The organism is Nakamurella flava (assembly GCF_005298075.1).
GTDB classification, from domain to species: Bacteria; Actinomycetota; Actinomycetes; order Mycobacteriales; family Nakamurellaceae; genus Nakamurella; species Nakamurella flava.
This window is the reverse complement of sequence record NZ_SZZH01000001.1, coordinates 2,080,659-2,095,984: the sequence shown is the minus strand read 5'-3', so window position 1 is coordinate 2,095,984 and position 15,326 is coordinate 2,080,659. Positions and strand designations below refer to the sequence as shown.

Genomic DNA, 15,326 nt, shown 5'->3' with positions numbered 1-15,326 from the left:
GATAGGGCGACGACGGGCACCAACGCTGCACCCGTACGTCCCCGGCTGGACTCGACGAGGAAGCCGACCGGGTGGGCACCGCGGCCCCGCGTCGCCCGGTTGAACAGATTTGTCATGTGTCGCCCGACCGGCGACACCGGAGAGGCAGGACGTCATGTCGAAGGGACGCCACAAGGTCGTCATCGTCGGGGGCGGTTTCGGTGGGCTGAACGCCACCAAGTCCCTGGCCGACGCCGACGTGGACATCACGCTCGTCGACCGCACCAACCACCACCTGTTCCAGCCGCTGCTCTATCAGGTCGCCGCGGGTCTGCTCTCGCCCGGCCTGATCGCGCCGGCGCTGCGCACGGTCGTGAAGAAGCAGCGCAACGTCCGCACGCTGCTGGCCGAGGTCGACGGGTTCGACCTCGACAAGAAGATCGTCTACACGACGGAACCGGACGGCGAGCCGCTCGAGCTGCCGTACGACACCTTGATCGTGGCCGGTGGGGCGACCCACTCGTACTTCGGCAAGGACCACTTCGCCGAGTTCGCCCCGGGCATGAAGACCATCGAGGACGCTCGTTACCTGCGTGACGCGGTGCTCAGCAAGTTCGAGATGGCCGAGATGACCACCGACCCGCAGGAGCGGTCCGACTGGCTGACCTTCGTCGTCATCGGCGCCGGTCCGACCGGCGTCGAGCTGGTCGGCCAGATCGCCGAGCTGGCCCATTCGGTGCTGCCCAAGGACTACCGCTCGGTCGACACCCGCCAGGCGCGCATCATCCTGCTCGAGGGCGCCGGCGCGGTGCTTCCGCCGTTCAAGCCCGAACTCCAGCAGTGGGCCCAGAAGAAGCTGGAGTCGATGGGGGTGGAGATCCACCTCAACTCGCTGGCCGTCGACATGGACCACGGGTCGATCACGGTCAAGAGCCCCAACGGCATCGAGACCATCCGGACGCGGACGCGTATCTGGGCGGCCGGTGTCGCCGCGTCGCCGCTGGCCAAGAAGCTGGCCGACCAGGCCGGTCTCGAGGTCGACCGGGCCGGCCGCATCCCGGTCAACCCGGACTGCACGGTCGACGGCCGTCCCGAGGTGTTCGCCATCGGTGACATGGTCTCGCTGAACAAGCTCCCTGGGGTGGCCCAGCCGGCCCTCCAGGAGGGCAAGTACATCGGCAAGGTCATCAAGGCCCGCCTGGCCGGCGCGCCCGCGCCCGCGCCGTTCAAGTACTTCGACAAGGGCTCGATGGCCACCATCGGCTACCGGTCCGCGGTCGCCGATGCCTTCGGCCGCAAGTTCACCGGCATCATCGCCTGGGGCATGTGGAGCTTCGTCCACGTCGCCTACCTGGTCGGCTGGGGCAACCGCTTCGGCACGATGTACAACTGGCTGCGCGGCATGATCTTCACCAAGAACCGCGGCCACCGCATCATCACGTTCGAGGGCGCCCAGCGTCGCGTCGGTCCGGAGAGCACCAAGAACCGGGCCATCCTGCCGCCGGAGACCTTCAAGTCGCCGGAGTCGCCGGAATCCATCGGGGACGGCGAGAAGCTCGGCGAGTCCACCCGCTCGTAGTCGCAGCAGGCTGACGGCCGGGCCGCGGTCCCCTCGGGGGCCACGGCCGGCCGTTCGGCATTTCCCGGACCGCGGCCGGCTCGTCATCGATCCTGGCCAGTCGCCGCGTCCGCCCCCGATTGACGCCGTCTATCTCCGCTGGCGCTGATCTTCTTCGCGGATCGCATCGATGCGCCGGGGTCTGACCGGCGTGATGATCAGCGTCGACCTGGTGGGACAGCGTCGATCTGGTGAAACAGGGTCGGTCGGCTCAGGGGTGCGTCGGCGCCGGACCGGTGGTGCCCCGGACGATCAGCTCGGGCGGGATGAGCGTCCGGGTCGCCGGCTGGTGGGGATCGTCGATCCGCCGGAGGAGAGCCTGCGCGGCCGCCTCACCGACGGGCACGCTGCGGTCGTCCACGGTGGTCAGGTCGAGCACCCGGTACCGGGCCAGGGGGCTGTCGTCGTAGCCGACGATGGACATGTCCGTCGGGATGGTGCGGCCCCGCTCGTGGGCGGCGGCCAGGGCGCCGACGGCCATCAGATCGTTGGCCGCGACCAGCGCCGTGATCTCGGGATGGCCGTCCAGGAGCGTCGACGCGGACAGGTAGCCGTCGTCCTCGGTGGTGCCCCGGTCACCCACCACCAGCGCGGGTAGCCCGGCCTCGGCCATGGCCTGCTGGTAACCGGCTCGTCGATGGACAGCGGGTCCGCTGCTGCCGCTCAGGTGCCCGATCCAGCGGTGTCCGAGGTCCAGCAGGTGATCGGTCGCCAGACGCGCTCCCAGTTCGTCGTCGGCGGCCACCAGATCGGCTTCCAGGCGGGCGATCTCGGCTTCGCCGCGGGCGTCGTCGCCCCGCCACCCGGCCACCACCGTCGGTCCGTTCCAGCCGGCCAGCAACGCCCGCCCCGGTTCTCCGGCGAGCACCCGGGCATCGGCGGCGGGGGCCACACCGGGGACGTCCAGGCGGTTGCCGAAGCGCGGGATCTCGGTGACGGTGAGGTGGTAGCCCTGCCCGGTCAGGCCGCGGCGCAGGCCCTGGACGAGGCCGACGAAGGACAGGTTGCGGTAGTCGTCGACCAGCAGCTCGACACTGCGGGCCCGGCTGCTGGCCAGTTGGGTCGCGGCCTGGCTGGGCCGGTAGCCGAGGTCGGCGATGGCGGCGAGCACGGCCTCCCGGCGTTGCTCGGAGACCTTCGGCGAATCCCGCAGGACCAGCGAGACCAGGGACTTCGAGACCCCGGCCCGCTCGGCCACGTCGTAGATGGTGGGGCGTCGTTCGACCACGTCCGTCACTCTCCCCCAGGATTCCGGTCGCCACCCTTTGACAGCTTCCATGCCGACTGTCACAGTAGTGGAGCGCTCCAAAATGGAGCGCTCCAAGCCTCCAGGACTTCGAAGGAGAAGCCCCATGAGCGACAGCATCGGCGTCGCCGTCATCGGTGCCGGCATGGCCGGCAAAGCCCACGCGGCCGCCTACAAGGTGGCGAATTCGCTCTACGCCCCGGTGCTTCCCGAGGTCCGGCTGGTGTCGATCGGGGACGTCAACGCCGAGTTCGGGTCGGCGGCTGCCCGCCGATTCGGTTATGAGCGCAACGACACCGACTGGCGGTCCATCGCCGCCGCCGACGACATCCAGGTCGTCAGCGTGGTGGTGGCCAACAAGCTGCACCGCGAGATCGTCGAGGGTCTGCTCGACGCCGGTAAGCACGTGCTGTGCGAGAAGCCGCTGTCCGACACCATCGAGGACGCCCGCGCCATGGAGGCCGCCGCCGACGCCGCGGCCGCCCGGGGCGTGCTGGCCCGCATCGGCTTCACCTACCTGCGGGCCCCGGGCATCGCCGCCATCGGGGACCTGATCCGTTCCGGCCGGCTGGGCCACGTCCTGCACTTCTCCGGCCGGTACTGGTGTGACTACTCCTGCAGCCCGAGCGCCCCGATCAGCTGGCGCTACCAGGGCCCCATGGGTTCGGGGGCGCTGGCCGACGTCGGCAGCCACATGTCCTACATCGCCGAATTCCTGGCCGGCCCGGTGGCGTCGGTCAGCGGCGGCACCCTGACGACCGTCATCGGATCGCGACCCCAGCCGCTCGGCCAGGTGATCGGGCACGACCACGGCGCCGTCAGCGACGTGTACGAGCCCGTTACCAACGACGACTTCGCCGCCTTCGCGGTGACCTTCGAAGGGGGCGCCGCCGGCACCATCCAGGCGTCTCGGGTCGCCGCCGGCCACGCCAACGGCCTGATCTTCGAGGTGTTCTGCGAGAACGGGGCCGCCCGCTTCGATCAGGGCCGCCCGGCCGAGATCGGCCTGTACCTGCACGACGATGCCTACACCGCCGGATACCGTCAGGTCCCGCTCGGCGCCCCCCACCCGTACGTCGCCGGTGGTCTGCCGATGGACGTCGCCGGTGTCGGCTTCGGCCAGAACGAGGCGTTCGCCTACCAGGCCCGGGCCTTCCTGGAGGAGGTGGCCGGCCTCGACGAGGCGTCCTCCCTGCCCCGCTGTGCCACCTTCGCCGATGGCGTCCACAACATGGAACTGCTCGGTGCGGTCGCCCGGTCGGCCGCCGACCACGGAAAGCTGGTGCAGCTGTGAAGCTCGGCGTCTACAACGCGATCCTGCACGACCGTCCGCTGCCCGAGGCGCTCGCCGTCATTGCCGATCTCGGGCTGACCGGCATCGAGCTGAACACCGGCGGGTTCCTGCCCCCGGTGCACGTGCCGAACATCGACGCGATCCTGACCAGTGACACCGCCCGTGACGACTACCTGGGCCTCTTCGAGGGCACCGGGGTGTCCATCGCCGGGCTGAACTGCAACGGCAACCCGCTGCACCCGAACCCGCTCATCGGCGACGCGCACGCCAAGGACATCCGACGTTCGATCGCGCTGGCGCAGCGGCTTGGACAGGACCGGGTCGTGACGATGTCCGGCCTGCCCGGCGGCGAACCCGGCGCCACCGTGCCAAACTGGATCGTCAACGCCTGGAACTCCGCGGCCCTCGATGTCCTGGACCATCAGTGGTCGATCGCCGTGCCGTTCTGGACGGAGATCGACCAGCTGGCCGGCGATCACGGCGTCAAGGTCGCGCTGGAGCTGCACCCGCAGAACCTCGTGTTCAACACCGCCGACGTGCACAAGCTGATCGAACTCACCGGCGCCACGAACGTCGGGGTCGAGCTGGACGCCTCGCACCTGTTCTGGCAGCAGATGGACCCGGTCGCCGTGGTCCGTGCGCTCGGCCCACTGGTCTACCAGGCCGCCGCCAAGGACGTCCGGATCAACACCGAGAACGCCGCGCTGTACGGAGTTCTCGACAACTCGTTCCGTCGTCTGTCCGCCGACGAACCGCGCACCAACCTGGGCGGCGACGAGTGGGCCAACGAGTGGCCGAAGAACTCGGCGTGGGACTTCGTCGCCCTCGGCAAGGGTCACGACGTCGACTTCTGGGCCGACTTCCTCAGCGCTCTGCACGAGGTCGACCCGGGAATGCTGGTCAACATCGAGCACGAGGACACCGAGCTGGGCCGGGTCGAGGGTCTGCAGGTGGCCGCGACCGTCCTGCTGGAGGCCGAGGCCAAGGCCGGGCTGACCGGCTGAGCTGGCCGGCACCGGACCCGAAAGGCGCGTGACCCGAGGGGGGTCACGCGCCTTTCGGCATTCCCGAGTGGTCTGCTAGCGGGCGAGTTCCTTGCGCAACGCCTCGACGAAGTCGTCCACGTCGGATTCGGTGGTGTCGAACGCGCACATCCAGCGCACCTCACCGGTCGCCGGGTTCCAGTCGTAGAACCGGAACTGCTGCCGCAGCCGCTCGGCGACGTCGCGGTCAAGGACCGCGAAGACCGCGTTGGCCTGCGGGATCTGGGTCAGTCGAACGCCGTCGAGCTCGCTGACCCCGGCGCGCAGCCGCTGAGCCATCGCGTTGGCGTGCCGGGCCGATCGCAGCCACAGGTCGCCGTCGAGCAGGGCCAGCAGCTGGGCGGAGACGAAGCGCATCTTCGATGCCAGCTGCATGTTCATCTTGCGCAGGTACAGCAGACCGGGGGCGACATCCGGGCGCAGCGCCACGACGACCTCGCCGAACATCAGCCCGTTCTTGGTGCCACCGAAGGACAGCACGTCCACGCCGGCGTCGGTGGTGAATTCCCGCAACGGCACGTCCAGGGACGCGGCGGCGTTGGCGATCCGGGCGCCGTCGAGGTGCAGGACCATGCCGCGGGCGTGGATGTGGTCGGCGATCGCGCGGATCTCGTCCGGGGTGTAGACGGTGCCGAGCTCGGTGCTCTGGGTGATCGAGACGGCCAGCGGCTGCGCGCGATGCTCGTCGCCCCAGCCCCAGGCCTGGCGGTCGATGAGCTCAGGGGTGAGTTTGCCGTCCGGCGTCGGCACGGTCAGCAGCTTGAGCCCGCCGACCCGTTCCGGGGCCCCGTTCTCGTCGCAGTTGATGTGGGCGGTCTCGGCGCACACGACCGCGCCCCAGCGGGGGAGCAGGGCCTGCAGGGACAGGACGTTGGCACCGGTGCCGTTGAAGACGGGGAAGATCTCGGCCTGGTCGCCGAAGTGGCCGGCCATCACCTCGGCCAGGCGCGCGGTGTACGCGTCCTCGCCGTAGGAGATCTGATGGCCGCCGTTGGCCTCGGCCAGAGCGGCCAGCACCTCGGGGTGCACCCCGGCGTAGTTGTCGGACGCGAATCCCCGCTGGTCGGGGTCGTGCAGAGTGGTCACCGCAACATTCTCCCCTGCCCGGCGACCGGGTCGGTAAAGAATGCCGCTCTGACTGCGTCAGAGCGGCATTCTTTACCGACCAGTGCCGGGGTGCAGGTGGGGATCAGGCGAGCTCGGCCTTGACCCGCTCCAGCATCCGGCGGTGGATGTCGTCGGCGTTCTCCTCCCAGCCGAAGACGCAGACGGTGGCGACGCCGTCGAAGTTCGCGGCGCGCAGGGCGCTGAAGGTGGCGTCCCAGTCGAGGTCGCCGTGACCGATCTCGTTGTGCTGATGGATCCGGGCGTCCACACCGGGTGGGTTGATGATGTAGCGATTGCCGACGTTGGCCAGGTGGTTGTAACAGTCGGCCAGGTGCACGTGGGTCAGCTTGTCCCCGGCGTAGGCGATCATCCGCTCGACGTCGCCGGCGCCCTGGGACAGGTGGAACGCGTGCGGGGCGCAGAAGACGTAGTTCACCCAGGGCAGGTTGAGCCCGCGGACGATCTGCACGGCGTCGTCGTTGGTCTCGGAGAAGTCGTACGGATGGGCCTCGAGGTTCAGGGCGATGCCGTACCGCTCGAAGTCCGGGGTGAGCTCCTCCATCGACAGATAGAAGGCGTGCTCGGACTGCAGGGCGCGGTTCGGGTCGCCGGACAACTCGGAATTGACCAGGTCGAGCTCGAGCTCGTGGGCGATCTGCAGCAGCCGGCGCCAGTTGCGGACCTGGAATCGGCGTTCCTGCTCGTCCGGCGACGACCAGTTGAAGACCGGCACGAGAGTCTTGATCCGGACGCCGGTCTCGCGCATCGCCCGCTTGACCTCGACGATCGCCTGATCGTCGGCCTTGGGGTAGCGGTGCCAGAAGAACCAGTCGGGGCGGGGGGACAGTTCGAGGTACTCGTAGCCGAGGTCGGCGGCCTTCTGCAGTTCCTGCACGACCGTGAGGTCGGCGTGGTACATCGCGGGATCGAGGGCAATGGTGACCATGTCAGTTCCGTTCGCGGGGGAGGGTGGTCGGGCCGGGGTCCGTCAGGACGAGTAGGGCCAGCGGCGGAACGGGCCGAGGCCGCAGCCGGTGAGGTAGCCCGCTGCCCGGGCCTGGATGCCGTACGGCATCTGCGGGGCGACCGGGTAGAGGTCCTGCTCGAGGACGGTGAAGATCTCCCGGTCCAGACCGGCCAGTGCATCGAGCAGCGGGGGCACGGCGGGCTCGCCGTAGGGCGGCTCGACCATGACGCCCAGCGGTACGGCTTCGGCCAGCGACAGGCCCTCGGCCTGCACCCGGGCGCGGACGGCCGGGTCGACGAACTTCAGGTGCACGTAGGTGATGCGCTCCGGGGCCTGCCGGATGATCTCCAGGTTGTCGCCGGCGCAATAGGCGACGTGACCGGTGTCCAGGCAAAGGTTGACGTACTGCTCGTCGGTGTCGGCCAGGAACTGCAGGATCCGCTCCTGGGTGTCGACGTGGGTGTCGGCGTGCGGGTGGAAGACCAACTTGACGCCGAACTGCTCGAAGATCACCTTGGCCAGTTCATTCGTCCCGCTGATCAGGGAGTTCCACTGCTCACGGTCGAGTTCGCCACCCTGGGTGGCCTCGCCGGTGTGCAGGTCCGTGTACTGCTCGGGCAGGTGGATGAGGAACTCCGACCCCACCTCGGACAGCAGCCGGGCCTCGCGCGAGAAGGCGGCGATGGCCTCGTCGAGCGCGTCCCTGCCCTTGTGCAGCCCGGCGAAGACGGTGCCGCCGCTGACCTTGAGACCGCGGGAGCCCAGTTCGTCACGCAGCTGCGCCGGGTCCTGCGGCAGGAATCCCTGAGGTCCGAGCTCGGTCCAGACGTAACCGGACAGGGCCACCTCGTCGAGGTACTGCTTCCAGCCGACCTGGTGCGCGTCCTGGGCGAACCAGACGCCCCAGGAATCGGGGGCGGTTCCGACGACGAGCTGGGAACGGTCGCTGGTGGCGCTGGCCATCGCGGTCTCTCCTTTGAGGGGTGCGGCACGGGTCAGACGGGACGACGGACCCGCGGTCGAACCGGGCCGGACCGTCTGCGCTCCAGTTGAGGGGAGCCGTGGGCGGGACGGGCAAGCCGGGGTAGGCTTAAAGCGCTTCAAAAGCCGCTGCCAATCTTCAGCCGTAGCGCTCTCTTTGTCAAGACATTCTGCGAGGTGTACGGATGGTGCACGGCAACCCGTCACGGCCTCGCCTCGGTGACGTGGCCGTCGCCGCGGGGGTCTCCACGGCCACCGTGTCCCTGGTGTTGCGGGGCGTCGCCGGTCCCAGCGTCGCCACCGCCCAGCGGGTGCTGGCCGCCGCCGAGCAGTTGGGCTACCGCCCCGACCGAGCGGCGAGCGCCCTGGCCAGCCGGCGGAGCCGGACGATCGGGGTCGCCCTGGACCTGAGCAACCCGTTCCACGCCGACCTGACCCTGGCTATCCAGGACGCCGCGCTCCGCCAGGGACACGAGGTGCTGCTGGCCACCGTCACCGCCCGTCAGGACGAGAACGCCACCGCGGAGACACTGTTGGACTCCCGCTGCGCGGCCCTCATCCTGCTCGGACCACGCGGCCCCGTCCCCGAGCTCGAGCGCATCGGTCGGCAGGTCCCGGTCGTGGCGCTCGGTCGCCCCCTGATCAGCGAGCAGGTGGGTGTCGTCCGCTCGGCCGACGACACCGGGATCGCCCTGGCGGTGCGCCATCTCGTCGATCTCGGGCATCGCCGGATCGCGTACGTCGACGGTCCCCCCGGTGAGGTCGCCGACATCCGGCGGGACGGCTACCGGCGGGCGATGGCCGATGCCGGGTCGTCGCGCTGGACGCGGGTGGTTCCGGGCGGGCAGACCGAGGACGACGGCCGGGCCGCCGCGCCGGCGGTCCTGCGCGCGTCCGGCCGGTCGGTCCCCACCGCGGTCGTCGCGTTCAACGATCGCTGCGCGGTTGGCCTGCTGGCCGCCTGCGCCGAGGCCGGGGTCGGCGCCCCGGCCGACCTGTCCGTCGTCGGGTTCGACGACAGCGCCCTGGCCCGGCTGCCGCAGATCGGATTGACGACGGTGGCCCAGGACGTCCGTTCGCTGGGGGAGCACGCGGTCGCGGCCGCCGTCCGGCGGGCGTCGGGTGATGGCGAGATCGGACCCGAGGTGGTCGTGCCCCCGCACCTGGTGGTGCGATCGACGACGGCCCCGCCAGGTCGGTGAAGAATGCCGCTCTGACCACGTCGGAGCGGCGTTATTTACCGACCCTCGGCTGGAGCGGGCCGGGTCAGCCGGTGATGCCGCTGGTCGACGCGATGACGGGGGACAACTTGCGGGACAGTGCCTCGTAGAACATCGACAGCGGGAACTCGTCGGCCCGCACCACATCGGTCAGGCCCTTCGGCGGCCCGTCGAGTGGTAGCGCGTCCGGGCCCTTGGCCCAGACCGACGCCGGATGTGGGGCCACCGTGGCGGAGATCAGGTCGTAGGCCGCCAGCCAGTGGCCGATCTTGGGTCGGTCGATCGACCGCCAGTACAGATCGTCGATCTGCCGCTTGAGCTCGAGGACCGCGTCGGCCACCCGGTCCCATTCGATCGACAGCCGATTGTCGGTCCAGTGCAGGACGTGGTGCTGGTGGAGCCAGCCGAAGAGCAGTTGCCCGCCCAGGCCGTCGTAGTTGCGGACCCGGGAGCCCGTGATGGCGAACCGGAAGATGCGGTCGAAGACCACGGCGTACTGCACGAGCCGGGCGTGGGGGTGTCCCTGCTGTTCGAGCGACACCGACTCGGCGAACGCGGTCAGGTCGCATCGCAGCTCCTCCAGTGTGTAGAGGAAGAACGGCATGCGCTGTTTGATCATGAACGGGTCGAACGGCAGATCGCCGTGCATGTGGGTGCGGTCGTGGATGAGGTCCCACATCACGAAGGTCTCTTCGGTCAGCCGCTGGTCACCGAGCAGTCGAGCGGCTTCGGGAGGCAGGGCCAAGCCGGTGATGTCCGCAGCGGCGGTGATCACGCGGCGGAACCGGGCGGCCTCCCGGTCGGCGAAGATCGCCCCCCAGGTGAACTTCGGAACCTCCCGCATGGCCACGGTCTCCGGGAACAGCACGGCCGAATTGGTGTCGTAGCCGGCGGTGAAGTCCAGGAAGCGCACCGGCACGAACAGCTTGTTGGAGTAGGCGCCGGCCTGCAGGTCGGCGACGAAGTCCGGCCAGATGACCTGCAGCAGAACGGCTTCCAGGTGCCGATCGGGGCTGCCGTTCTGGGTGTACATCGGGAAGACGACGAGGTGCTCGCGGCCGTCCACCCGCGCCCGTTCGGGGTGGAAGGCGGTCAACGAGTCCAGGAAGTCCGGGACGCCGAAGCCGCCGTCGGACCACCGCCGCAAATCCTTGACGAGCGCGGACAGGTAGTCCTGGTCGTGGCGGAACGACGGGGCCATGTCCTCGACGGCATCGACGATCGTCGCGACGTGGTCGCGTGCGACGAGGTGATCCGCGGGGTCGGGGATGGACCCGTCGGCCGACTGGGTCTGCGCGACGGCGCCGACAGCCGCTTTCAGCCGGAGCCACGCGGGGTGCCCGGTACGGGCGGGGTCCGGCTCCACCGGAGCGTCCGACGGGGCGTCCGCCGCGAACGCGATCGCGTTGCCCAGCAGTTCGGCGTAAGCGGGGCCGGCGTCGGGTTCGATGGCCAGGACGACCCGGCGGGACCCGCCGTCGGGGCTGGCGGCCACGACCACCGGTCGTCCGGAGGAGCGCAGGACCACCCAGCCGTCGGCCGGCTCGGCCAGGGTGCCGGAGGCGCGCAGCTCGGCCACCCGGACGTGGGCGAGCAGGTCGATGGCGCGACCCGGTCCGTCGTCGTGCACCACGGCCTGGACGACCGGGCCACCGTCGTCGAGTGCGTCGACGGCCGGGCCCGGCTCGGTGTCGGCCGATCCGGCTCGGTCGGCCTCGACGATCACGGCGGGGCCAATCGTCACGACGACATCGGCCCCGTCCGGCACATCGGTGAGCTGCCAACCCCGCCGCGTGACCACCTGTTCCACATCATCGACGGGGTAGCCGTCGGACAGTGCGGACGGATCGGGGTGGACGATCGCCACTCGCGGGAAAACACTCATGACAACCGCCCCTTCAACAAAAGTTTTGTGTCAGATGAGCCTATCGGCCGCAACTACTGCGGTCAAAGACGTCAGGGTCGATGGTCCCGCCCGGTCCGGGCTGACGTGACCCGGACGGATGGTGGTCGGGCCGACGGCGACTTCTCCCGTGCTGCGTTCTGGTGACTGACCGGCCCCAGGCAGGCCGCCATCCTTCGTTCGTGTCTCCTGATGCTCCATTCGTGTCACCACGCACGCGTGCCGGTTACGTAGAGTGGTGCAGGTGGGGAATGAGGAAGAGCATCAGCCGCGGCACCGCCGTTCAGGCCCGGTCGGTGGCCGGGTGCTGCGGGCGGCGGTGCTGGCGCTGACGGTCGTGGTGCTGGCGGCCAGCGGGATCGGGTGGTTCGTGCTCGATCGCGCCGAGCAGCAGATCCAGCGGAACGCGGTGTCCGCCCTCGTCCCCGACGACCCCAACATCCGAAGCAGCACCGACGGAGCGGCGCAGGCCGCGTCGGCCACCGATGGGTCGGCCATCCAGCCGGGGGTGGCCCAGAACATCCTGATCCTCGGCCTGGACACCCGGCCGCCGGAGAAGGTCAAGCCGGGCGAGGGCACGTCCCAGTCGGACGTGATCATGATCGCGCACGTCTCGGCCGACCGTCGGCGGGTCGATCTGGTTTCCGTCCCCCGGGACCTGCTCATCCCGGCGCCCACCTGCAAGGCGTGGGACTACTCGACCGACACGCTGTCCGATCGCGACTTCGACAACTCCTACGGGCAGTGGAAGATCACCAACGCCTACGCGGTCGGTGGCCCGCAGTGCACCGTCCGCGCCGTCCAGGCGCTGACCGGGGTGCGGATCGACCGCGCGATCATCTTCGACTTCGCGGGCTTCAAGAGGATCGTCGACGCCCTGGGCGGGGTGCAGATGACGTTTTCCGGGCCGATCGTCGACAACGGCAAGACCGTCATCGACGCGGCGGGCACCCGGCTCGTCGACGGGGAGACCGCCCTCAAGCTCGTCCGGGCGCGCAAGGTGGCCGGCGACCCGTCCGGTGACATCGGCCGGATCGGCCGACAGCAGCAGCTCATCACCGCGATCCTGGGTCAGGCGACCAGCACGGGGGTGCTCACGGACCCGGCTCGGCTCACCGGCACCGTGCAGACCATCCTCGACAATGCCCGGACCGACAACGTCACCGTCCCGGACCTGGTCGATCTGGCGCTGGCGGTGAAGGGCGGCGGTGACGCCCAGGTCACCCGCTACACCCTGCCGACGGTCAATGACACCGAGACCGACGGGCAGTTGGCCGGCCCGGACATGGACGCCTACCTGCAGGCGTTGGCGGCGGACCAGCCGCTACCCGGCGACATCCGCTGAGGCGGAGCCGATCCGCGTGATCGGCCTCAGGCCGGCGCGGCTCAGCCGGTCTCGAACAGCGAGGTCACCGAACCGTCCTCGAAGACCTCGTGGATTGCCTGCGCGATGAGCGGGGCGATGGACAGCACGGTCAGCGTGTCGAACCGGTGCTCCTCGGGGATCGACACGGTGTTGGTCAGGACGACCTCGCACGCCCCGCTCTCGGCCAGTCGCTCGGACGCCGGCGGGGACAGCACACCGTGGGTGGCGGCGACCACGACCTTGTTGGCCCCGGCCTCCAGCACCTGCTTGACGGCCTTGGAGATGGTGCCGCCGGTGTCGATCATGTCGTCGACCACGATGCAGGTCCGGCCGGCGACGTCGCCGACGACGCGGTTGGCGACGACCTGGTTCGGTCGGTTCGGGTCGCGGGTCTTGTGGATGAAAGCGATGGGCGCGCCGCCCAGCCGGTCGGCCCAGCGCTCGGCGGTCCGCACCCGGCCGGAGTCGGGGGAGACGACGGTGAGCTCCTCGCCGCTGTAGCGCTGGCCGATGTAGGAGGTCAGCAGCGGCTGCGCGAACAGGTGGTCCACCGGCCCGTCGAAGAAACCCTGGATCTGGTCGGTGTGCAGGTCGACCGTCATGAGGCGCTGCGCGCCGGCCGTCCGCAGCAGGTCGGCGACGAGGCGGGCCGAGATGGGCTCGCGACCCCGGTGCTTCTTGTCCTGCCGGGCGTACGGATAGAACGGCAGGACCACGGTGATCCGCTTGGCCGACGCCCGCTTGAGGGCGTCGATCATGATCAGCGTCTCCATGACCCACTTGTTGAGGTCGACGCCGCAGGACTGGACCAGGAAGGCGTCCGATCCGCGCACCGACTCCTCGAACCGGACGAAGATCTCGCCGTTGGCGAAGTCGTAGGCCGACTGCGGCGTCACCGTGACGTCGAGGTACTTCCCGATCTCCTCGGCCAGAGCCGGGAAGGCCCGTCCGGAGAACAGCATGAGGCTCTTGCGGGTGGTGATCGAGATCGCGTTCACGCCGGCGGAAACCCTTCGGGGGAGGTGGTGGCGCGCACTGGGAAGCGGGGCGGGCGCCAGGTCGGGCAGCGGGGTCCTAGTGATTGTCCTCCGCCGGACCGGCTCCGCTGACACCGGACTCCGGGCCACCGGCGGCGGCCGCTGCGCGGGCGGCGGCTGAATCGGGCTTGCGGGCCGGAACCCACCCGGGGATGTTGCGCTGGCGGCCGCGGGCGACGCCCAGTTCACCGGGGGCGAGGTCGCCGGTGATGGCCGATCCGGCGGCGACGTAGGCGCCGTCGCCCACCCTGACCGGCGCAATCAGGGTGGTGTTGCTGCCGACGAAGCTGTGGTCGCCGATCACCGTGCCGAACTTGTGAGCACCGTCATAGTTGGCCGTGATGGTGCCGGCCCCCACGTTGACGCCGGCGCCGATGCTCGTGTCACCCACGTACGACAGGTGAGGGACCTTCGACCCCTCGCCGATGGTGGTCTTCTTCACCTCGACGAATGCGCCGACCTTGCTGTCCGGTCCGAGGTCGGCGCCCGGCCGCAAGTAGCTGAACGGTCCGACGGAGGCGCGGGCACCGATGCGGGCCCCCTGGGCCTGGGAACGCACCACCGTCGCCCCGTCGTCCACGGTGCACTCGACGAGCGTCGTGTCCGGGCCGATGGTGCAACCGGACCCGACGACCGTGCCGGCCTCCAGGGAGGTGCCGGGCAGCAGCACGGAGTCGGCGCCGATGGTGACGTCGGCGTGGATCCAGGTGGTGGCCGGGTCCTGCACGGTCACCCCGGCGCGCTGGTGCCCGCGGACGATCCGGTCGTTGAGCACCCGGGCGAGATCGGCGAGTTGCACCCGGTCGTTGACGCCCTCGGTCTCGACAGGGTCGTCGGCCACCACGCCGCCGACCCGGCGGCCGTCGCCCCGGGCGATCTCGACGACCTCGGTGAGGTACTGCTCGCCGGCGGCGTTGCTGTCCGACAGGCGGGTCAACGCATCCGCCAGCACCCGGCCGTCGAAGGCGTACACCCCGGAGTTGATCTCGGTGATGGCCCGCTGGGCGTCGTCGGCATCCTTGTGCTCGACGATGCCGGCCACCTGACCGTCGGCGTCCCGGACGATGCGGCCGTAGCCGGTGGGGTCGGACACGATCGCCGACAGCACGGTCACCGCGCTGTCGGTACGGCGGTGTTCGTCCAGGAGCACCTGCAGGGTCTCCGAGCGCAGCAGCGGTACATCGCCGTAGGTGACGACGACGGTGCCGTCGACGGCACCCGTGGCCGCCAGTGCGCAGGCGACGGCATGGCCGGTACCGCGCTGCTCGTCCTGCACGGCCACGGTGACCGGGGGTAGTCCGGTGGGCCCGTCGAGCCACGTCTGGACCTCGTCGCGCCCGTGTCCGAGCACGGCGACCAGCCGGCCCGGGGCCAGACCCGCGGCCGACGACAGGGCGTGCCAGACCAGCGGACGTCCGGCGATGGGATGCAGCACCTTGGGCAGCCGTGACTTCATGCGGGTGCCGGCGCCGGCGGCTAGCACGATGACGGCGGCCGGGGAAGTGGCGGCAGTGGCGGAGGACGACGACGCGGATGTGGCACCGAGGGAGGTCACGGGCCGGATG

The 15,326-nt window shown here is 70.1% G+C and carries 12 protein-coding genes; 5 read left to right on the top strand and 7 right to left on the bottom strand.

Annotated elements, in window-relative coordinates; translation table 11 throughout:
* The first annotated feature begins 154 nt into the window (after positions 1-154).
* Entirely contained in the window at positions 155-1,558 is a 1,404-nt protein-coding gene (locus FDO65_RS09350; protein ID WP_137449039.1) for an NAD(P)/FAD-dependent oxidoreductase, read from the top strand.
* Positions 1,559-1,808: 250 nt separating this feature from the next.
* Here the strand turns inward: FDO65_RS09350 and FDO65_RS09345 are convergent, their stop codons facing one another.
* A complete protein-coding gene (locus tag FDO65_RS09345; RefSeq protein ID WP_205849869.1) occupies positions 1,809-2,825 on the bottom strand; it encodes a LacI family DNA-binding transcriptional regulator in 1,017 nt (338 codons plus the stop codon).
* A 124-nt stretch (positions 2,826-2,949) separates the two neighbouring features.
* Between FDO65_RS09345 and FDO65_RS09340 the strand changes: the two genes are divergently transcribed.
* Positions 2,950-4,137 carry a Gfo/Idh/MocA family protein gene (locus tag FDO65_RS09340; protein WP_137449037.1) on the top strand — a complete coding sequence of 396 codons (1,188 nt, stop codon included), beginning with the start codon at positions 2,950-2,952 and terminating at the stop codon, positions 4,135-4,137.
* The gene (locus FDO65_RS09335) at positions 4,134-5,141 is read left to right on the top strand and encodes a sugar phosphate isomerase/epimerase family protein (protein ID WP_137449036.1); all 1,008 of its coding nucleotides are present in this window, start codon (positions 4,134-4,136) and stop codon (positions 5,139-5,141) included. Before FDO65_RS09340 ends, FDO65_RS09335 begins: the two co-directional genes overlap by 4 nt.
* A 75-nt stretch (positions 5,142-5,216) precedes the next feature.
* Here FDO65_RS09335 and FDO65_RS09330 read toward each other — a convergent pair whose 3' ends face one another.
* From FDO65_RS09330 to FDO65_RS09320, 3 genes are all read right to left on the bottom strand, one after another.
* Positions 5,217-6,266 carry a threonine aldolase family protein gene (locus FDO65_RS09330; protein WP_137449035.1) on the bottom strand — a complete coding sequence of 350 codons (1,050 nt, stop codon included), beginning with the start codon at positions 6,264-6,266 and terminating at the stop codon, positions 5,217-5,219.
* Positions 6,267-6,369: 103 nt separating this feature from the next.
* Complete coding sequence (locus tag FDO65_RS09325; RefSeq protein WP_137449034.1) at positions 6,370-7,233, bottom strand: sugar phosphate isomerase/epimerase family protein; 864 nt, start codon at positions 7,231-7,233, stop codon at positions 6,370-6,372.
* A 42-nt stretch (positions 7,234-7,275) separates the two neighbouring features.
* Complete coding sequence (locus tag FDO65_RS09320; protein WP_137449033.1) at positions 7,276-8,217, bottom strand: TIM barrel protein; 942 nt, start codon at positions 8,215-8,217, stop codon at positions 7,276-7,278.
* Positions 8,218-8,459: 242 nt separating this feature from the next.
* Between FDO65_RS09320 and FDO65_RS09315 the strand changes: the two genes are divergently transcribed.
* A complete protein-coding gene (locus tag FDO65_RS09315; RefSeq protein ID WP_205849868.1) occupies positions 8,460-9,437 on the top strand; it encodes a LacI family DNA-binding transcriptional regulator in 978 nt (325 codons plus the stop codon).
* Between the two features lie 64 nt (positions 9,438-9,501).
* On the opposite strand, the gene FDO65_RS09310 is transcribed toward FDO65_RS09315, so the two are convergent.
* The gene (locus tag FDO65_RS09310; RefSeq protein ID WP_137449686.1) at positions 9,502-10,821 is read right to left on the bottom strand and encodes a DUF6421 family protein; all 1,320 of its coding nucleotides are present in this window, start codon (positions 10,819-10,821) and stop codon (positions 9,502-9,504) included.
* A 781-nt stretch (positions 10,822-11,602) separates the two neighbouring features.
* On the opposite strand from FDO65_RS09310, the gene FDO65_RS09305 reads away from it, so the two are divergent.
* Positions 11,603-12,703, top strand: coding sequence for an LCP family protein (locus FDO65_RS09305; protein ID WP_137449031.1), 1,101 nt, complete (start codon positions 11,603-11,605; stop codon positions 12,701-12,703).
* 41 nt (positions 12,704-12,744) lie between these two features.
* Here FDO65_RS09305 and FDO65_RS09300 read toward each other — a convergent pair whose 3' ends face one another.
* Positions 12,745-13,722 carry a ribose-phosphate diphosphokinase gene (locus FDO65_RS09300; RefSeq protein WP_137449030.1) on the bottom strand — a complete coding sequence of 326 codons (978 nt, stop codon included), beginning with the start codon at positions 13,720-13,722 and terminating at the stop codon, positions 12,745-12,747.
* A 76-nt stretch (positions 13,723-13,798) separates the two neighbouring features.
* Positions 13,799-15,316 (bottom strand): bifunctional UDP-N-acetylglucosamine diphosphorylase/glucosamine-1-phosphate N-acetyltransferase GlmU, encoded by a 1,518-nt coding sequence (gene glmU, locus FDO65_RS09295; protein WP_137449029.1) that lies wholly within the window; start codon positions 15,314-15,316, stop codon positions 13,799-13,801.
* Between the last annotated feature and the right edge of the window lie 10 nt (positions 15,317-15,326).